The 18,004-nt window shown below is 70.2% G+C and carries 19 protein-coding genes; 18 read left to right on the top strand and 1 reads right to left on the bottom strand.

All coding sequences use genetic code 11. The annotated features are described in order from the left end of the window. The first annotated feature begins 181 nt into the window (after positions 1-181). From L615_RS12100 to L615_RS12170, 15 genes are read left to right on the top strand one after another with little or no spacing between them, the layout of a single operon-like run. Complete coding sequence (locus L615_RS12100; RefSeq protein WP_051485442.1) at positions 182-904, top strand: ABC transporter permease; 723 nt, start codon at positions 182-184, stop codon at positions 902-904. Positions 905-924: 20 nt separating this feature from the next. Continuing rightward, complete coding sequence (locus L615_RS12105) at positions 925-1,743, top strand: ABC transporter permease (protein WP_145725219.1); 819 nt, start codon at positions 925-927, stop codon at positions 1,741-1,743. A gap of 13 nt (positions 1,744-1,756) precedes the next feature. Continuing rightward, positions 1,757-3,082, top strand: coding sequence for an MCE family protein (locus L615_RS12110; protein WP_261376664.1), 1,326 nt, complete (start codon positions 1,757-1,759; stop codon positions 3,080-3,082). Next, positions 3,079-4,179: an MCE family protein gene (locus L615_RS12115; protein ID WP_232221658.1), complete on the top strand. Its 1,101-nt coding sequence runs from the start codon at positions 3,079-3,081 to the stop codon at positions 4,177-4,179. Before L615_RS12110 ends, L615_RS12115 begins: the two co-directional genes overlap by 4 nt. Beyond that, positions 4,179-5,162, top strand: a complete 984-nt coding sequence (locus L615_RS12120; protein WP_028654264.1) for an MCE family protein — start codon at positions 4,179-4,181, stop codon at positions 5,160-5,162. Before L615_RS12115 ends, L615_RS12120 begins: the two co-directional genes overlap by 1 nt. 5 nt (positions 5,163-5,167) lie before the next feature. Beyond that, positions 5,168-6,436: an MCE family protein gene (locus tag L615_RS12125; RefSeq protein ID WP_145725221.1), complete on the top strand. Its 1,269-nt coding sequence runs from the start codon at positions 5,168-5,170 to the stop codon at positions 6,434-6,436. Then, positions 6,433-7,788: an MCE family protein gene (locus L615_RS12130; RefSeq protein ID WP_145725222.1), complete on the top strand. Its 1,356-nt coding sequence runs from the start codon at positions 6,433-6,435 to the stop codon at positions 7,786-7,788. The genes L615_RS12125 and L615_RS12130 overlap by 4 nt, the downstream gene beginning before the upstream one ends. After that, positions 7,785-9,056: an MCE family protein gene (locus L615_RS12135; RefSeq protein WP_145725223.1), complete on the top strand. Its 1,272-nt coding sequence runs from the start codon at positions 7,785-7,787 to the stop codon at positions 9,054-9,056. Before L615_RS12130 ends, L615_RS12135 begins: the two co-directional genes overlap by 4 nt. After that, positions 9,023-9,661 carry a hypothetical protein gene (locus L615_RS12140; protein ID WP_051485404.1) on the top strand — a complete coding sequence of 213 codons (639 nt, stop codon included), beginning with the start codon at positions 9,023-9,025 and terminating at the stop codon, positions 9,659-9,661. The genes L615_RS12135 and L615_RS12140 overlap by 34 nt, the downstream gene beginning before the upstream one ends. 11 nt (positions 9,662-9,672) lie before the next feature. Further along, on the top strand, positions 9,673-10,557 hold the full coding sequence (locus tag L615_RS12145; protein ID WP_145725224.1) for a hypothetical protein: 885 nt from the start codon (positions 9,673-9,675) through the stop codon (positions 10,555-10,557). Positions 10,558-10,576: 19 nt separating this feature from the next. After that, positions 10,577-11,569 carry an NAD(P)/FAD-dependent oxidoreductase gene (locus L615_RS12150; protein ID WP_028654261.1) on the top strand — a complete coding sequence of 331 codons (993 nt, stop codon included), beginning with the start codon at positions 10,577-10,579 and terminating at the stop codon, positions 11,567-11,569. A 1-nt stretch (position 11,570) separates the two neighbouring features. Further along, the gene (locus tag L615_RS12155) at positions 11,571-12,038 is read left to right on the top strand and encodes a pyridoxamine 5'-phosphate oxidase family protein (protein ID WP_145725225.1); all 468 of its coding nucleotides are present in this window, start codon (positions 11,571-11,573) and stop codon (positions 12,036-12,038) included. Positions 12,039-12,048: 10 nt separating this feature from the next. Further along, positions 12,049-12,243, top strand: coding sequence for a ferredoxin (locus tag L615_RS12160; RefSeq protein WP_028654259.1), 195 nt, complete (start codon positions 12,049-12,051; stop codon positions 12,241-12,243). Positions 12,244-12,245: 2 nt separating this feature from the next. Next, positions 12,246-13,154: a 3-oxoacyl-ACP reductase gene (locus tag L615_RS12165; protein ID WP_036516624.1), complete on the top strand. Its 909-nt coding sequence runs from the start codon at positions 12,246-12,248 to the stop codon at positions 13,152-13,154. Continuing rightward, the gene (locus tag L615_RS12170; RefSeq protein ID WP_145725226.1) at positions 13,154-13,912 is read left to right on the top strand and encodes a glucose 1-dehydrogenase; all 759 of its coding nucleotides are present in this window, start codon (positions 13,154-13,156) and stop codon (positions 13,910-13,912) included. Before L615_RS12165 ends, L615_RS12170 begins: the two co-directional genes overlap by 1 nt. 8 nt (positions 13,913-13,920) lie before the next feature. On the opposite strand, the gene L615_RS12175 is transcribed toward L615_RS12170, so the two are convergent. Next, on the bottom strand, positions 13,921-14,532 hold the full coding sequence (locus L615_RS12175) for a TetR family transcriptional regulator (protein ID WP_261376665.1): 612 nt from the start codon (positions 14,530-14,532) through the stop codon (positions 13,921-13,923). A gap of 150 nt (positions 14,533-14,682) precedes the next feature. On the opposite strand from L615_RS12175, the gene L615_RS12180 reads away from it, so the two are divergent. Genes L615_RS12180 through L615_RS12190 form a run of 3 tightly spaced genes read left to right on the top strand, consistent with a single transcriptional unit; the run spans position 14,683 to position 17,912 of the window. Beyond that, positions 14,683-16,002 (top strand): glycosyltransferase family 4 protein, encoded by a 1,320-nt coding sequence (locus L615_RS12180; RefSeq protein ID WP_145725228.1) that lies wholly within the window; start codon positions 14,683-14,685, stop codon positions 16,000-16,002. Positions 16,003-16,005: 3 nt separating this feature from the next. Next, positions 16,006-16,755, top strand: a complete 750-nt coding sequence (locus L615_RS12185; protein ID WP_145725229.1) for a class I SAM-dependent methyltransferase — start codon at positions 16,006-16,008, stop codon at positions 16,753-16,755. Further along, on the top strand, positions 16,752-17,912 hold the full coding sequence (locus L615_RS12190) for a prenyltransferase (protein WP_084254880.1): 1,161 nt from the start codon (positions 16,752-16,754) through the stop codon (positions 17,910-17,912). Before L615_RS12185 ends, L615_RS12190 begins: the two co-directional genes overlap by 4 nt. Positions 17,913-18,004 lie beyond the last annotated feature (92 nt).

Raw genomic sequence — 18,004 nt, forward strand, 5'->3', positions numbered from 1 at the left:
CCCTCAGAGGGAGGACGCCTGTGGGCGCCGTCACAACATGTCGCGTTGGTCACAACGAGAACGTGTTCTAGTATTGCCGGGCGCAAGGGGCCCGGTCCCGGCGCAGTCAGTACGGGGAGAGGAGTGGGGCGTGGCGTTCAACGCCGTTTCGGTCGTTCGCGGCCCCGGTGAGATCGCGGTCATGGTCGTCGAGGTGACCAAGCGGATCTTCACCCGCCCCTTCCAGGTCCGCGAGTTCCTCGAGCAGGCGTGGTTCGTCACCAGCGTGACGCTGATGCCGACGATCCTGGTCTCGATCCCGTTCGGCGCGGTCATCTCGCTGCAGGTGGGCAACCTGACCGGACAGCTCGGCGCCCAGTCCTTCGCCGGTGCGACGGCCGTGCTCGCGACCGTCCGGGAGGCAGCACCGATGGCCGCGGCGATGATCATCGCCGGTGCCGCAGGCTCGGCCATCTGCTCAGACCTCGGTGCCCGCAAGATCCGCGAGGAGATCGACGCGATGGAGGTGCTCGGCATCGACCCGCTCGAGCGCCTGGTCGTGCCCCGCGTCGTCGCCACCATGTTCGTCGCGCTGATGATCAACGGCATCGTGATCGGCACCGGCATCGGTGGCGGCTACTTCTTCACGGTCATCGTGCAGGGCGGCTCCGCGGGCGCCTTCCTGTCCTCGTTCACGGCCCTCGCCTCGCTGCCCGACCTCTACATCGCGATGGTGAAGGCGGTCATCTTCGGGTGGCTCGCCGCGATCATCGGGGCCTACAAGGGCCTCGGCGCGGGCGGCGGCCCCAGCGGCGTCGGCCGCGCCGTCAACGAGTCGGTGATCGTCGCGTTCATGGCGCTGTTCTTCCTGAACGCGGTGATCACGGCCATCTACTTCCAGGTCGCACCGCCGGTGGGGTTGTGATGGCGGGCTTCCCCGGTTTCATGTCCGACGGCGTACGGGCCGGCCGCTCCACGCTCGAGGGGTACGGCGACCAGCTGCTCTTCTACACGAAGGCGCTGATGTGGGCGCCGCGCGCGATCCGCCGCTACCCCCGCGAGATCAGCAACACCCTCGCCGAGGTCGCCTTCGGCGCCGGCGGGCTCAGCCTGATCGCCGGCTCGGTCGGCGTGATCGCGTTCATGGCGTTCTTCGCCGGCACCGAGGTCGGCATCCAGGGCTACGCCTCGCTCAGCCAGATCGGCGTCGCGAAGTTCAGCGCCTTCATCTCGGCCTACTTCAACACCCGCGAGGTGGCGCCGCTCGTCTCCGCGATCGCGCTGGCTGCGACGGTCGGCTGCGGCTACACCGCCCGCCYGGGCGCGATGCGGATCTCCGAGGAGATCGACGCCCTCGAGGTGATGGGCATCCCGTCGCTGCCCTTCCTGGTCACCACCCGGATGGTGGCGGCCTTCGTCGCGGTCATCCCGCTCTACATCGTGGCCCTCTGTGCGTCGTACCTCTCGCCGCGGCTGATCGTGACGCTCATCTACGGACAGTCCGCCGGCACCTACGACCACTACTTCCTGCAGTTCCTGCCGCCCATCGACATGGTGTGGTCGTTCTTCAAGCTGCTCTTCCTCGCCGTCGCGGTGATCCTCATCCACTGCTACTACGGCTACACGGCCTCCGGCGGTCCCSCCGGTGTCGGCCGCGCCGTCGGCAAGGCGATCCGGACGAGCATCGTGACGATCGTGGTCGCGGACTTCTTCCTGAGCTTCGCGATCTGGGGCTCGACGACCACCGTCAGGATCACGGGGTGATTCCAAGGTGCTGGTGAACATCCATCACGACAGCGCCCGCGAGCACAACCGTCTGGTCGTCGCGGGCATCGCGTTCATCTCGGTGATCGCGCTGCTGCTGTGGCTCTCGATCGCGCTCTACAACAAGACGTTCGAGGACGTCACGCGCGTCACCGTCAAGGCCGACCGGGCCGGCCTGCAGCTGGCGAAGTTCGGCGACGTGCGGATCAACGGGGTGCTCGTCGGGCGGGTCGAGAAGATCGACCAGGACGGCAAGGAGGCCGAGATCACCCTCGCCCTCCAGCCCGACGCCGCGAAGAAGATCCCGGCCAACTCGGGCGTGCACATCCTGCCGACCACGCTGTTCGGCCAGAAGTTCGTGGCCTTCATGAAGCCCGACGGCGAGCCCGGCCGGCCGCTGGAGGACGGCGACGTGATCCCCTCCGACCGGGTCGAGACCAACGTCGAGCTCAGCCAGATCCTCGCCGACCTCTTCCCGCTGCTGCGCGCCGTGCGCCCGGTCGACCTCAACCTGACCCTCAATGCGCTGTCGACCGCGCTCGACGGCCGCGGGCAGGACCTCGGCAGGACCATGGACCAGCTCGGCACCTACATCGGCGCCATCGACGACTCGCTGCCGACGCTGCGCCAGGACCTCGAGGCCCTCGCCGACGTCGCCGACGCCTACGACCTGGCCGCGCCCGACCTGCTCGACGTGCTCGACAACGTCACCGTCACCAGCAAGACGCTGCAGGAGAAGGCCGCTGACCTCGACGTCTTCTTCTCCGACCTCACCGGCCTCGCGAACACCGCCACGCGGGTGCTGGGCAACAACGAGCAAAACCTGATCCGGATGGGGGAGGTGACCGCGCCGGTGATCGCGTTGCTCGCAGAGTACTCGCCCGAGTTCCCGTGCCTCATCCGCGGCGCCGCCAACTACGAGCCCATCCTCTCCAAGACCTTCGAGGGCAACTGGGTGAAGCAGTACATCGAGCTCGGCGCCCCGCAGTTCCGCGTGTACGACGAGCGCGACCTGCCGACCTACGGCGAGGTCGGCCACGGACCGTGGTGCGCCGGCCTGCCGAGCTTCAAGGTCCCCAGCGACCGGAACCCGCTGGACCAGGGCACCGACCAGGACGAGAAGGGCGGCTACCTGCCGTTCCCGGTCCCCGGCCTGTCGAACCCGAACCCGGTCGCGCACCGCTCCGGCATCGACAGCGGCTACGCCGGCACCTCGAGCGAGCAGAAGATCGTCAACGTCATGCTCGCCGAGCGCAGCGGCGGCGACCCCACGGCGTACGGTGCCCTCGGCTCGCTGCTCTACGGCCCGGTCGTGCGTCAGGGGAGGGCTGCCGGGTGAAGGACGCGACCAGTGCCCTGCTGAGGAGGCGCAACGCCGCCACGACCGCCGCGGCGGTCAAGCTGGGCATCTTCACGATCATCTCCGTCGTGGTCACCGGCACCCTGGCCGTGATCATGGGCAACATCGGCTTCGGCGACCGCAACGAGTTCAAGGCGGTCTTCGCCAACGCGACCATGCTCGAGAAGGGTGACGACGTCCGGGTCGCGGGCGTCAACGTCGGCGAGGTCAAGAAGGTCGAGCACCACAACCGCTCCCAGGCGCTGGTCACCTTCAAGGTCGACTCCGGCGTCGAGATGACGACCGCCTCCCGCGCCGAGATCCGCTTCCTCAACCTCGTCGGCGACCGCTACATGGCGCTCGTGCAGGGCAACGAGGCGAAGGACGCCGAGCCGTTGCGCGACGGCGCGACCATCCCGATCGAGAACACCAAGCCCGCGCTGGACCTGACCGTCCTCTTCGACGGCTTCAAGCCGCTGTTCGCCGCGCTCACGCCCGACCAGGTCAACGAGCTCAGCATGAACCTGATCCAGGTGCTGCAGGGCGAGGGCGGCACGGTGCGCAGCCTGCTCGCGAACACCGCGTCGCTGACCTCGGCGCTCGCCGACCGCGACAAGCTGATCGGCGAGGTCGTCACCAACCTCAGCGAGACCATGGAGACCGTCCAGGATCGCCGCGGCCAGCTGAGCACCCTCGTCGTCGAGCTGAAGGACTGGATGACGGACCTGGCCCGCGACCGCGACGCGATCGGCTCCTCGCTCGACAACATCTCGCAGCTGACCGTGACCGTCGCCGACTTCGTGCGCCGCGGCCGTCCGCTGCTCAAGGAGGACATCGCGGCGCTGCGCTCCCTGGCGAAGCTGCTCAACAAGCCGGAGAACCAGAAGAACCTCGCCGAGCTGCTCGACCGGATGCCGGAGACGATGACCGACCAGACCCGCACGGGCACCTACGGCTCCTGGTACCAGTACTACGTCTGCGGGGTGTCGGCGAGCATCCGGCTGCCCCTGCTCGGCGAGCAGTCCCTGCTCAAGGAGCTCAACAGGTACCTCAACAAGATCGAGTTCCACTCCTCCGCGCCGAGGTGCAACGACTGATGGCCCGGGCGAGCGAAGCACGCGTCCTGCGCCTCGGCGTGATCACCCTCGTGGTGCTCGCCGTGGTCTCCGCGGCGACCTTCAACCTCGGCAAGTTCCCGGGCTTCCGCGGCACCACCTACTACGCCGAGTTCAGCGACGCCAGCGGCATCCACAAGGGCAACATCGTCCAGGTCGGCGGCATCCGGGTCGGCCGGGTCACCGACGTCACCCTCGACACCGACCGGGTGCGGGTGAAGTTCGAGCTCGACGGAGACGTGGAGTTCGGCGAGGAGTCGACGGCCTCGATCGAGGTGCTCAACCTGCTCGGCGAGAAGTTCCTCGACCTGCAGCCGGTGGGCAAGGGCCAGCTCGCCGCGGGGGAGACGATCCCGCTCGACCGCACCGAGGCGGCGTACGACATCGTCGGGGTCTTCGGTGACCTGACCGCCACCACCGAGGAGATCGACACCGACCAGCTCGCGACCGCCCTCGACACGGTCGCCGACACCCTCGACGTCGCCGCGCCGGAGATCCAGGCGTCCTTCGACGGCATCTCCCGGCTCTCGCGCACCGTGGCCCAGCGCGACGAGGAGCTGCAGTCCCTCTTCGAGAGCTCGCAGGTCGTCACCGAGGTGCTCGCCGAGCGCAGCGACGACCTGGTCGAGCTGATGAAGAACAGCGACCTGGTCTTCAAGGAGCTGCTGAACCGCAAGGACGCCGTGCACGACCTGCTCGTCAACGCCGAGACCCTCGCCAAGGAGCTGCGGGCGCTGGTGAAGGACAACGAGGAGCAGATCGGCCCGGCGCTGGAGGAGGTCGACGGCCTGGTCTCCTTCCTGGTGTCGAAGAAGAAGCGGATCAAGGAGACCCTCGACGCCCTCGGCCCGTACGTGTCCATCCTGAGCAACATCCTCGGCACCGGCCCGTGGTTCGACGCCTACGCGTCCAACCTGCTCGCGCTGCCCACGGGTGAGTTCCTGCCCGGGTTCGTGGAGGAGTGACGGCGATGGTGTCCACGATCCTCAAGCGCCTCGACCGCCGCGTGCTGGTCGTCGTCGGCGTGCTCCTGCTCGTCGGCGTGATGGTCAACGTGCTCCGCTCGCCGGCGGAGATGAAGACCGTCACCGCGCACTTCCCACGCGCCGTCAGCGTCTACAAGGGCACCGACGTGCGGATCCTCGGCGTCAACGTCGGCCGGGTCACGGCGGTCATCCCCGAGGGCAACTCCGTGCGCGTCGACATCGAGTACGACGCGAAGTACCGCGTGCCCGCCGACGCGAAGGCCGTCATCGTCACCCCGACCCTGGTCGCCGACCGCTTCGTCCAGCTCACGCCCGTCTACGGCGAGGGTGACGACGTGATGGCCGACGGCGCCGACATCCCGCTCGAGGGGACCGGCGTCCCCGTCGAGCTCGACCGCATCTACAGCAGCCTCCAGGACCTCACCCGGGCACTCGGGCCCAACGGCGTCAACGCCGACGGCACCCTCGACAATCTGCTGGAGGCAGGGGAGAAGGCCTTCGACGGCCAGGGGGCCAAGGGCAACCGGATGATCCGGGACCTCGCGGCCGCGGCCGAGACCTTCGGCAACGGCGCCGGGCCGCTGTTCGAGACGGTCACCCAGCTCGCGAAGTTCACCGCGACCCTCGCCGACAACGACCGCCTCGTCCAGGCGTTCATGAAGGACCTCACCGGCGTCTCCGCGATGCTGGCCGAGGAGAGCGACGAGCTCCAGCGCGCGGTCGCCGCCGTCGCCCGCGCGGTCGGCAGCGTCAAGGGCTTCGTCAACGACAACCGCGACGCGCTCGTGACCGACGTCCGCAAGCTGACCGACGTCCTCAGCACCATCGTGTCCGAGGCCGACAGCATCGAGACCGCGCTGCGCGTCGCGCCGACCGCGATCGGCAACCTGCACGTCGGCTTCGACCACGTCACCGGGTCGCAGAACAGCCGCGTCGGCATCGGTGGCTACATCTGGGACGCCGACGGGTTCATCTGCGCGATCATCCAGCAGAACCCGGCGATGCCCGCGGCCCTCAAGGACACTGCCTGCACCGTCATCGAGAAGCTCCTCGAGCCGATCCTGACGAAGCTGCCGTGGCTGCCACCCGAGTACAAGTCCCTGCTCCCCAAGGCGAAGACCGGGGCGGGCGCCAAGGGCGCGAAGGCCGGCTCGGACACCGACCAGGGCGTGCGGCTGCCCGAGGTCACGGAGATCTCCTACGCGACCGGCGACGGCGCCTCGGTCGAGACCCTGCTCGGAGGTGGCTCATGAGCACGCGCCCCCTGCGTCGCCGCACGCGTACCGCGCTCGCGACCGGTGTCGGCCTGGCCCTGCTGGCCGGCCTGACCGCCTGCAGCGACTTCGACGGCGCCTACGACCTGCCCCTGCCCGGGCACGAGGTCGACGCCGACGACGCGTTCGAGGTGACGGCGTACTTCCGTGACGTGCTCAACGTCGTGCCGCGCTCGCCGGTGATGGTCGACGACGTCGTCGTCGGCGAGGTCGCCGAGGTCGAGCGGTCCGGCTGGAACGCCGAGGTGAAGCTGCTCGTCCGCAAGGACGTCGAGCTGCCGGACAACGCCATCGCCGACATCCGCCAGGTCTCCCTCCTCGGCGAGAAGTACGTCGCCCTCGAGGCGCCGCGCCACGAGCAGCCCACCGGGCGGCTGGCCGACGGCGACGTCATCGAGCTCCCCGCCACCGGGCGCAACCCGGAGGTCGAGGAGGTGCTCGGCGCGCTGTCGTTCCTGCTCAGTGGCGGTGGCGTGGCCCAGCTCGGCACCGTCTTCCGCGAGGCCAACCAGGTGATGTCGGGCCGCGAGGACCGGCTCAAGTCGCTGCTGTCGTCCTTGGACTCCGTCGTCGGGACGCTCGACCAGCAGAAGGTCGAGATCATCAACGCCCTGGAGTCGCTGAACAACCTCACCGAGACGCTCAACGCCGAGAAGGACACGATCGGCGAGGCGCTGGACGCCACCGGCCCGGCGATCAAGGTCCTCGCCGCCCAGCACGACGAGCTCGTCGAGATGCTCGGCGCCCTCGACAAGCTCGGCAAGGTCGGCACCCGGGTGATCAACGCCAGCAAGAAGGACGTGCTCGCGATCCTCGAGGACCTCAGCCCGATCCTGCGCCGCCTGCGCGAGGCCGACGAGCAGCTGGCCCCCGGCCTCAACCTGCTGATCAGCTTCCCGTTCCCGCAGTCGGCCAACAAGATCGTCCAGGGTGACTACGCCGACACCATCGCCCGCGTCGACATCGACCTGGCGAACCTGCTGCGCACGCTGGGCATCCCCGACATCCAGCTGCCCGACCTCGGGCAGGTCCTCGACCAGGTCTCGCGCTGCCTCCAGAGCGGCAGSCTCACCGGCACCGCCYGCGCGAAGGTGCTCAACGACCTCGACCTGCTCAAGGACCTCAAGCAGAAGTGCAAGGCGCCGGACCTGCGCACCAGTCCGGTCTGCAAGCTGCTGAACTCGCTGCCGAACCTCGACCTCGGCAGCCTCCTCAAGGGCGGCCTGCTCGGCACCGACGGCATCCTGTCCGGCCTGACGAAGGGCCTGGCCGAGCCGGGGGCGTCGTACGACAACCAGAGCACCGAGAGCCTCCTGGGAGCCACAGCATGAGCCGCGGGGTACGGATCCGGCTGATGGCCTTCGTCGTGCTCAGCGCCGTCGGCATCACCTACATCACCGCCAGCTACCTCGGCGTCGTCGACCGGGTCACCGGCCGCAACATCACGGTCACCGCCAGCCTGCCGGGCTCCGGCGGCCTCTTCGAGGGCAGCGAGGTCACCTACCGCGGGGTGAAGGTCGGCAAGGTGACCCGCATGGACGCGACCGACGACGGTGTCGACGTCACCATCGACCTGCGCCACGACACCAGGCTGCCCGTCGACGCCCGGGTCGAGGTGCACAACCTCTCGGCCGTCGGCGAGCAGTACCTCGACTTCCTGCCCACCAGCGAGGGCGGCCCGTACGCCGAGGACGGCACCCGCTACGAGGGCGGTGCCGACTCGCTGCCCGTCGACGAGGGCGACCTGCTGGTCGACCTCAACCGCTTCGTCGGCTCCGTCGACCGCGACAGCCTCAAGAAGGTCGTCAAGGAGCTCGGGCTGATGTTCGGCGACACCGGCCGCGACCTCGAGCGCCTGCTCGACGGCGGCTCCGCCTTCATCGAGGAGGCCCAGGCGCACACCGACGAGACCATCGCGCTGCTCGACGACGGGCTCACCGTGCTGCGCACCCAGCGCGGACAGAAGGAGAACATCCGCCGGTTCGCGAAGGACCTCAACACGGTGACGTCGATGCTGCGCGGCAGCGACCGCGACCTGCGCACCGTGCTCCAGGCGACTCCCGGCGCTGCCCGCGCCCTGGACCGGCTGCTCAAGGACCTCGAGCCGACCCTGCCGGTGCTGCTGAGCGACCTGATCACCCTCGACCAGGTCCTGGTCAGCGAGCTCGACGGCATCGAGCAGCTGCTCGTGACCTACCCGGCGGTGCTCGCGAGCGGTCCGACCGGCTCCACCTCCGACGGCTGGGGCCACGTCAACCTGCAGCTCGACTACAGCGTGCCGCCGTGCACGAAGGGCTACCTCCCGCCGGAGGAGTGGCGCTCGACCCAGGACCTCACCGACGGGCCCATCGCCGACGTCAGCTGCGAGTCGGGGCCGCCGTACGTCATGCGCGGCACGAAGTACGCGCCGAGCAACCGTGCCGGCAAGGCGTCGCCCGGACGCGTCTACAGTGGCGTCTACGACCCGTCGACCGGGAGGGTGCCGGGGCTCGTGGACAACGCGGGGAACCCCGTCAAGCTGAACAAGCCGGAGGACCTGTCGGTCCTGGGAGGGGATGCGTGGAAGTGGCTGCTGATCGGGCCGGTGGCGAGCCGGTGACCGCGGCGCAGGCTGCTGAGGAGGAGCGGAGCCGGGTCCGGCTCAACATCGCGCTGTACGCCGCGACGGTGCTCTTCGCCTGCGTGACCGTGCTGCTCGGCGTGCTCCTCTGGGACGCCCGGGATGAGCGCGCCGGCGGCGTCGACATCGTCCCCGGCGCCGGCCAGGACGTCGGCCGCGGCACCGTCCAGGCCGTCCGCCTCGCCGACCGTGCCGACCAGGACCGCGTCGCCGACCAGCTCGAGGCCGCCACCACGATGGTCACCGCGTTCGTGAACTTCGACCACCGGGATCCCGACTCCACGATCGAGAAGGTCCGCAAGCTCTCGACCGGCGACTTCCGCAAGCAGTACGACGCCGGCGCCAAGGACCTGCGCAAGCTGGCCACCGAGGCGAAGTCGACGATGACCGCCCGCGTCGTGTGGGCCGGCCTCGTCGCCGGCGACGAGGACTCCGCGACCGTCATCGTCGCCACCGACGGCACCGTCACCAACAAGACGACCAAGTTCAAGGAGCAGGCCCGCAACTACCGGATCCAGGTCGAGCTCGTGAGCAAGGACGGCCAGTGGCTGACCCGCGACCTGCAGTACGTCGAGCTGGGCTGAGGAGTGACCCGATGAGCCGCCCCACGCCCCGCCGCCCCGCCAGCTCCCGCGGGCAGACCCCGCGCCCGCGCAAGATCGCCGGCCAGTCGTCCACGACGTCCAGCACGTCCACCACGCCCAGCGCGTCCACCACGTCGAGCACGCCCACCACGTCGACCACGCCCACCACGTCGACCACACCCGCCACGCCCGCAGCGGAGAAGGCCGGGAAGACCGCCACGGCGCACCCGTCCTCGGCAGGTGTCTCGTTGACGAAGGGCGAAGGCATGCCGAGGGCTGCCGCGACCGGGCCAGGGGCCCCGGCCGCGCAGGACGGCTCCCGCCGGGGCGTGCTCGCCCGGCCTAAGACGACGCGGGTGCTGATCATCGCCCTGGGCTTGCTCGCGCTGCTGCTCGCCGGCCAGGCCGTGTGGTGGATCCGCCACGACGGCGGCACGAAGGCCGTCGACGCAGGCTCGGTCACCGTGCCCGACGACCGTCCGGTCGTCGCCGACCAGCTCGCCGTCCAGGACGGCGTCGAGTCGGCCGCCAAGGCGGCGCAGGAGATCGTCGCCGTCGACTTCCAGAAGTACGACGAGGAGGTCGACGCCGCCGCGGAGCTGATGACCTCGCAGTTCGAGGCGCAGTACCGCAAGACCGCCGGTGACATCCGCGACGACTTCGTCGCGAACAAGACCGTCGTCCAGGCCAACGTGGTCGCGCAGGGCGTCGTCCGCGCCAACCGCACCCGGCTCGAGGCGCTCGTGTTCCTCAACCAGGTCGTGACCCGCACCCGGGACGGCAAGCCGGAGACGGTGCTGACGCCGTTCAAGGTGCTGGTGACGATGGTGCACACCGACAACGGGTGGCTCGTCGACGGCCTCGACACGGACGCACCGCGAGACAAGAGCAAGTAGAACACGTTACAGTTCCGGCGTGGACACCACCGTGCGTTGCGACCTCGCCATCATCGGCGCGGGTCCCGCCGGCCTGTACGCCGCCTACTACGCGGGTTTCCGCGGGCTGAGCGTCGCGCTGGTCGACTCGCTGCCCGAGCTCGGTGGCCAGGTCACCGCCATGTACCCGGAGAAGGCGATCCTCGACGTCGCCGGCTTCCCGTCGGTCAAGGGCCGCGACCTCGTCGACGGCCTCGTCGCGCAGGCGCTCACCGCGCAGCCGGTGCAGCTCCTCGGCCGCACCGCGACCGGCCTCGCCGTGGACGAGGAGACCGGCGTCGAGCTGACCCTCGACGACGACACCGTCGTGCACGCGAAGGCGCTGGTCATCACTGCCGGGATCGGCAAGTTCAGCCCCCGACCGCTGCCGGCCGCCGACGGCTGGGTCGGCCGCGGCGTCGAGTTCTTCGTGCCCAGCTTCGAGCCCTACGCCGGAAAGGACGTCGTCATCGTCGGTGGCGGCGACAGCGCCTTCGACTGGGCCCAGCACCTCGAGCCGGTCGCCCGGTCGGTCACCCTGGTCCACCGCCGCGACGCCTTCCGCGCCCACCAGCGCACCGTCGAGGAGGTCCGGGCCTCCAGCGTCGAGATCGTCACGAAGGCGGAGGTCACCGCCCTGCGCGACGCCGACGGGGGAGACCGCGGCCCGCTCGCCGAGGTCGAGGTCGCCGTCGACGGCGAGAAGACCGTGCGCCCGGCCCAGGCCGTGGTCGCCGCGCTCGGCTTCGTCGCCGACCTCGGCCCGCTGCAGCAGTGGGGCCTGGAGACGCACCGCCGGCACATCGTCGTCGACAGCGCGATGCGCACAACGCTGCCGCGGGTCTTCGCCGCCGGCGACATCACCGAGTACGACGGCAAGGTGCGCCTGATCGCCGTCGGCTTCGGCGAGGCGGCGACCGCCGTCAACAACGCCGCCGTCGTCATCGACCCGTCAGCCCACGTCTTCCCGGGCCACTCCTCGGAAGGGGGCTGAGGTGAGCAACGGACGCGACCAGGTGCGGCTGACCGACGACGAGGTGCAGCAGCTGCTGCACGAGAACCTCAAGGTCCAGGTCGCCGCCAACGGCAAGGACGGCCACCCCCACCTGACCACGCTCTTCTACGTCGTGCGCGACGGGAGGATCGCGTTCTGGACCTACGGCCGCAGCCAGAAGGTCGTCAACCTCGAGCGGGACCCGCGCGTCACCGCCCTCGTCGAGGACGGCGTCGACTACTTCGAGCTGCGCGGCGTCTCCATCGAGGGGCGCGCGGAGATCGTCCGCGACCGCGAGGAGATCCTCGAGATCGGCAAGGCGGTCTCGGTGCGGATGTTCGGCGTCGACTCCTTCGAGGCGCTCGGCGACATCGGCATGAGGACCGTCGAGAAGCAGGCGACCAAGCGGGTCGGCGTGGTGATCCACCCCGACCGGGTCGCGTCCTGGGACCACCGGAAGATGACCTGAGAGGCGAGACATGAAGATCAAGGTCGACTTCGACCTCTGCGAGTCCAACGGCCTGTGCGAGGCCATGGCACCCGAGGTGTTCGAGCTGGACGACGACGACTTCCTCCAGCTCCACACCGAGCAGACCACCGACGAGAACATCGAGAACGTCCGGCGTGCGGTCGCCGCGTGCCCGCGGGCCGCGATCACGCTGGTTGAGGAGTGAGCATGACGGACGCGACGACGTCGCTGGAGGGCAAGGTCGCGATCGTGACCGGCGCAGGCGCCGGCCTCGGCCGCGCGGAGGCGGTCGCGCTGGCCCGCGCCGGGGCACGGGTCGTCGTCAACGACCTGCCCGGCGCCGGTGACGACGCGGTCGAGGAGATCCGCAGCCTCGGGGGAGAGGCGGTCGTCGTACCGGGCGACGTGAGCGAGCGGGCCACGGCCGACGCCATGGTCGCGGCCGCTGTCGACCAGCTCGGCGGCCTCGACATCGTGGTCAACAACGCGGGCATGACCCGCGACCGGATGCTCTTCAACATGTCCGACGAGGAGTGGGACGCCGTCATCGCGGTCCACCTGCGCGGGCACTTCCTGCTCTCGCGCAACGCGGCGTCGTACTGGCGCGGCAAGGCCAAGGAGAGCGAGACCGGCACGGTCTACGGCAGCATCGTCAACACCGCCTCCGAGGCCTTCCTCGGTGGTTCGCCGGGCCAGCCCAACTACGCCGCCGCCAAGGCCGGCATCGCGGCGCTGACCCTGTCCAGCGCCCGCGGCCTGTCGAAGATCGGCGTGCGCGCCAACGCGATCTGCCCCCGCGCCCGCACCGCCATGACCGCGGCCGTCTTCGGCGAGGACCAGTCCGGCCGCGAGGTCGACCCGTACTCGCCCGACCACGTTGCGCCGCTGGTCGCCTACCTGGCCTCGCCGGCCGCCGAGCGGATCACCGGCCAGGTCTTCGTCGTGTACGGCGGCATGGTGGCCCTCGTCGCGGCACCGGTCGTGGAGCAGCGCTTCGACGCCTCCGGCGAGCTGTGGACCGGCGAGGACCTCGACAAGCAGCTCGGCGGCTTCTTCGCCGACCGGGACCCGAACGTCGGCTTCGCGGCCGACTCGATCATGAAGCTGAGCGTGTGATGGCCGGACGGCTGGAAGGCAAGGTCGCGATCGTCACCGGCGGCGCGCAGGGCCAGGGCGCGGCGATCGCGCGCGCCTACGTGGAGGAGGGCGCGAAGGTCGTCATCGCCGACGTCGCCAAGGACGAGGGCCAGGCCCTCGCCGACGGGCTCGGCGACGCCGCGCACTTCGCCCACCACGACGTCAGCGACGCGGCCTCGTGGACCGCGCTGGTCGAGGACACCAACGCCCGCTTCGGGCCCGTGGACATCCTCGCCAACAACGCCGGCATCCTGCGCTTCGGTGACATCGAGCGGCAGTCGCCCGAGGAGGTCGAGCTCGTCTGGCGGGTCAACCAGCTCGGCGTGTTCCTCGGCATGCAGGCCGTCAGCCGCACCATGCGCAAGAACGGCGGCGGCTCGATCATCAACGCCTCGTCCGTCGAGGGCCTGGCCGGCATGCCGTCGTGCACCGCCTACGCCGCGACCAAGTGGGCGATCCGGGGCATGACCAAGTGCGCCGCGATGGAGCTCGGCCCGAAGGGGATCCGGGTCAACTCGGTGCACCCCGGCATGATCGACACCCCGATGACGCGGGTGCACGGCGGTGACGCCGCGATGGAGTTCGGCGCCAGCAAGGTGCCGCTGGGCCGGGTCGGCCAGCCGGGCGACATCGCCCCGGTCTACGTCTTCCTGGCCAGCGACGAGTCGTCGTACGTCAACGGCGCCGAGATCGCCGTCGACGGCGGGGTCACCTCGACCCACGCCTTCGGCGCCTGATCGTGCGCTCAGTCGCGCAGGATCAGCCTGATCGCGGTCTCCATGTGGGCGGCCGTCTCCGCCGCGGAGGAGCGGCCGGTCACCCAGGAGACCAGCGCGGAGAGCCACACGTCACCGATGACGCGGGCGATGGCGACGTCCTCGTCGTCGACCGCCTCCTCGCCCGCCACGCCGCCGTGCATGGCGTGGGTCACGATCGAGGTCATCGCCATGCCGACGACGTGGATCTCGTTGGCGACGCTGCTGTCGGCGAACATGAAGGCGCGGGTGAGGGCCTCGGTGAGCTTGGGGTCGCCCTGCATGCCGCGCGCCATCCGCTTGAGCACGTAGAGCACGCGGTCGGCCTGGGTGTCGCCCGGGATCTCCCGCTCGCGCAGGCGGACAGCGGCCTCGTCGAACTGCCGGCCCAGGGCGCTCACCAGGAGGTGGATCTTGGAGGGGAAGTACCGGTAGAGCGTGCCGAGCGCCACGTCGGCCTGCTCGGCGACGGCGCGCATCTGGACCGCGTCGAAGCCGCCGGACTTGGCGAGCTCGTAGGTCGCGTCGAGGATCCGCTTGCGGCGCTCCCGTTGTGCTGCCGACCCGAGGTCGTCGGAGGTGGACGGGTTGGCGATGCTCACGGACTGACCCCCTGGAGTGGTGTGACGAGGCGGGTTGTTCGGACCCAGTCGATAGGCTACCGGCAGGTAGCGCATAATTTGGAACACGTTCCACTACGTTTTTGTTTCGGCCCTGCTCCCCGGGAGCTAGTGAAGGGGAGAGGTAACTGAATGCGGATCGCAATGCTGTCCTACCGCAGCAAGCCACACGTCGGGGGACAGGGGATCTACATCCGCCGGCTCACCCGCGAGCTCGTGGCGCTCGGCCACACCGTCGAGGTGTTCTCCGGCCAGCCCTACCCGGAGCTGGACGAGGGCGTCACCCTCACCAAGGTGCCGAGCCTGGACCTCTACCGGCCCGGTGACGAGTTCCGGAACCCGCGCCCCAGCGAGTTCCGAGACCTCGTCGACGTCGAGGAGTGGCTGACCATGCGCAGCGGGGCCTTCCCCGAGCCGGTCACCTTCAGCAAGCGCGTGGTCAAGCTGCTCGCGGAGCGCCGCGACGACTTCGACATCGTCTTCGACAACCAGACGCTGGCGACGCCGCTGCTGGGCATCGAGGGCCCTTCGACTGTCGGCCTGCCGCTGGCGACCACGATCCACCACCCGATCACGATGGACCGCCGCATCGAGCTGGCCGCGGCGCCGTGGCTCAGGCGCAAGCAGGGCTCCAGGATCCGCGTCGAGCTGCCGAAGCTCGGTGTGTGGCGCTGGTACTCCTTCCTCAACCAGCAGAAGCGCACCGCCCCGCAGCTGCGCCGGGTGATCGTCCCGTCGGAGTCGTCCAAGCGCGACGTCGTGCGCGAGTTCGGCGTCGACCCGGGGCGGATCGAGACGATCCTGCTCGGCGTCGACGACCGCTTCGTGCCGCCGACCGAGCCGCGCGTCCCGGGCCGGATCCTGGCGATGGCCAGCGCCGACGCCCCGCTCAAGGGCATCTCCGTGCTGCTCGAGGCCTTCGCCAAGCTCGTCACCGAGCGCGAGCTCGAGCTGGTCCTGGTCACCAAGCCCAAGGAGGGCGGGGTCACCGAGAAGCTCATCGCCAAGCTGGGCATCGAGGACCGGGTGTCCTTCGCCAACGGCCTCACCGACGACGAGCTGGTCGCGCTGATGGGCTCCGCCGAGCTCGCCTGCGTGCCCTCCCTCTACGAGGGCTTCTCGCTCCCGACCGCGGAGCTGATGGCCTGCGAGACCCCGCTCGTGGTGTCCCGCGCCGGTGCCATCCCCGAGGTCGTCGGTCCCGACGGGCTGTGCGCCGACGTGGTGGAGCCCGGCGACGTGGGTGAGCTGACCGCCGCCCTCGCCGCGCTGCTCGACGACCCCGAGCGCCGCGCCGAGATGGGGGCCGCCGGCCGCCGCCGGGTCAAGGAGCTGTTCAGCTGGAGCGCCGTCGCGGCCAGCACCGCCCAGGTGCTGGAGGACGTGATCGCCGAGTACGACGCCGAGCGGGGCCGCAACGCCGCCGCCGCACCGACCACCGAGGAGAACTGACACATGCTGACCGTTGACTTCGACCGCCTCGGCCTCCGGCCGGGTGAGCGCGTCCTGGACATGGGTGCCGGTGCGGGTCGCCACAGCTTCGAGATGTACCGCCGCGGCGCGGACGTCATCGCCTTCGACCTCGACGCCGACGAGCTCGAGAAGGTCCGCGACCTGTTCGTCGCCATGAAGGAGGCCGGCGAGGTGCCCGAGGGCGCCGAGGCCGACATCAAGCAGGGCGACGCCCTGGCGCTGCCGTTCGCCGACGAGGAGTTCGACCGCGTCGTGTGCTCGGAGGTCCTCGAGCACATCCACGACGACGTCTCCGCGATCCGCGAGCTGATCCGTGTCCTGCGGCCCGGCGGCACCCTGGCCGTGACCGTGCCCCGCTGGCTGCCGGAGGTCGTCAACTGGCGCCTGTCGGCGGACTACCACAACGCCGAGGGCGGCCACATCCGCATCTACACCGACCTCGAGCTCATCGACAAGGTCACCAAGGGCGGCCGCCCCAACGATGGCACCCCCGGTGACGCCATGGTGTTCGAGGGCAAGTCCTACACGCACGGCCTGCACACGCCGTACTGGTGGATCAAGTGCGCCGTCGGTGTCGAGAACGACGGCCACCCGCTCGCGAAGGCCTACCACCAGCTGCTGGTGTGGGAGATCATGAAGCAGCCCCGGGCGCTCCGCCTCGCCGGCAAGGTGCTCGATCCCCTGGTCGGCAAGAGCATGGTCCTCTACTTCCGCAAGCCGGAGGCCTCGTGACGAAGGGAACCGTGCCCGAGGTCCCGCTGAGCCGCCTGCCCTACGTCGACGGCGTGCTGTCGGCGCAGGACGTCGCCGACACCGCGGCCGCGATCGCCGCGATGCAGGAGCCGTGGGGCGCCGTGCCGTGGACGACCGGTGAGCACGTCGACATCTGGAACCACGTCGAGGCCGCGATGGCGATGCTCGTCGGTGGCCAGGTCGAGGCCGCCGAGCGCGCCTACGCGTGGATCCCGACGATGCAGCGTGCCGACGGCTCGTGGCCGATGAAGATCGTCGGCGGCGAGCCCGAGGACGAGCGCGGCGAGGTCAACATGTCGGCGTACTTCGCCGTCGGCCTGTGGCACCACTGGCTGGTGCGCCGCGACATCCGCTTCGTCGAGAAGTACTGGCCCTCGGTGCGCGCCGGGCTCGACTTCGTGGTCTCGCTGCAGGAGCCGTTCGGCGGCATCCGGTGGACGCCCGTCGACGACTTCTGCCTGCTGACCGGCAACTCCAGCATCTACCACTCGCTGCGTGCGGGGGTGGCCCTCGCCGACCTCATGGACGACCCGCAGCCCGAGTGGGAGCTCGCCGGTGGCCGGCTCGGCCACGCCGTGCGCTCGCACGCGCACGAGTTCGCGGACAAGTCGTCGTACTCCATGGACTGGTATTACCCGGTCCTCGGTGGCCCGGTGCGCGGCGAGGCCGCGCGCGAGCTGCTCGCGAAGCGCTGGGACGACTTCGTGGTCCCCGGCCTCGGCATCCACTGCGTCGACACCAACCCCTGGGTGACCGGTGCGGAGACCTGCGAGCTGGCGATGGCGCTCGACGCCGTCGGCGACCTGGAGTCCTCGCGCAAGGCGCTGGCGCTCCTGCGCGACGTGCAGCACCTGCGCGAGGACGACGGCCGCTACTGGACCGGCTGGGTCTACGACGACCCGCGCCGCCCGGGCCCGGCCGACGAGCCGCGCAACGTGCACTGGCCGCACGAGCACACGACGTACACGGCGGCGGCCGTGGTGCTGGCCGTCGACGCGCTGGGGGAGACCTACGGGCACGCCACCCCGGGCTCGGGCATCATGCGCGGCACCTCGCTGGCCCCGCACTTCGACGAGATTGCGCTCGAGTGCGGCTGCCGCGAGACCTCAGACGAGCGGGTCGCCGGCCGCGCCTGACGTGCGCTGCAGCACGCGCAGGGAGCCGGCCGCCTCCACCTCGGTGAAGGCGCCGCTCTCGAGCGCGGGCAGGTAGATCAGCTCGTACGGCG

Source organism: Nocardioides sp. J9 (genome assembly GCF_007829375.1).
Taxonomy (GTDB): Bacteria; Actinomycetota; Actinomycetes; order Propionibacteriales; family Nocardioidaceae; genus Nocardioides.

What these genes read in the sequence shown, in the direction of transcription:
- L615_RS12135 (WP_145725223.1), top strand. Translation starts at nt 7,785, where the DNA reads ATGAGCCGCGGGGTACGGATCCGGCTGATGGCCTTCGTCGTGCTCAGC.
- L615_RS12165 (WP_036516624.1), top strand. Translation starts at nt 12,246, where the DNA reads ATGACGGACGCGACGACGTCGCTGGAGGGCAAGGTCGCGATCGTGACC.
- L615_RS12100 (WP_051485442.1), top strand. Translation starts at nt 182, where the DNA reads ATGGTCGTCGAGGTGACCAAGCGGATCTTCACCCGCCCCTTCCAGGTC.
- L615_RS12185 (WP_145725229.1), top strand. Translation starts at nt 16,006, where the DNA reads ATGCTGACCGTTGACTTCGACCGCCTCGGCCTCCGGCCGGGTGAGCGC.
- L615_RS12160 (WP_028654259.1), top strand. Translation starts at nt 12,049, where the DNA reads ATGAAGATCAAGGTCGACTTCGACCTCTGCGAGTCCAACGGCCTGTGC.
- L615_RS12145 (WP_145725224.1), top strand. Translation starts at nt 9,673, where the DNA reads ATGAGCCGCCCCACGCCCCGCCGCCCCGCCAGCTCCCGCGGGCAGACC.
- L615_RS12180 (WP_145725228.1), top strand. Translation starts at nt 14,683, where the DNA reads ATGCGGATCGCAATGCTGTCCTACCGCAGCAAGCCACACGTCGGGGGA.
- L615_RS12125 (WP_145725221.1), top strand. Translation starts at nt 5,168, where the DNA reads ATGGTGTCCACGATCCTCAAGCGCCTCGACCGCCGCGTGCTGGTCGTC.
- L615_RS12170 (WP_145725226.1), top strand. Translation starts at nt 13,154, where the DNA reads ATGGCCGGACGGCTGGAAGGCAAGGTCGCGATCGTCACCGGCGGCGCG.
- L615_RS12120 (WP_028654264.1), top strand. Translation starts at nt 4,179, where the DNA reads ATGGCCCGGGCGAGCGAAGCACGCGTCCTGCGCCTCGGCGTGATCACC.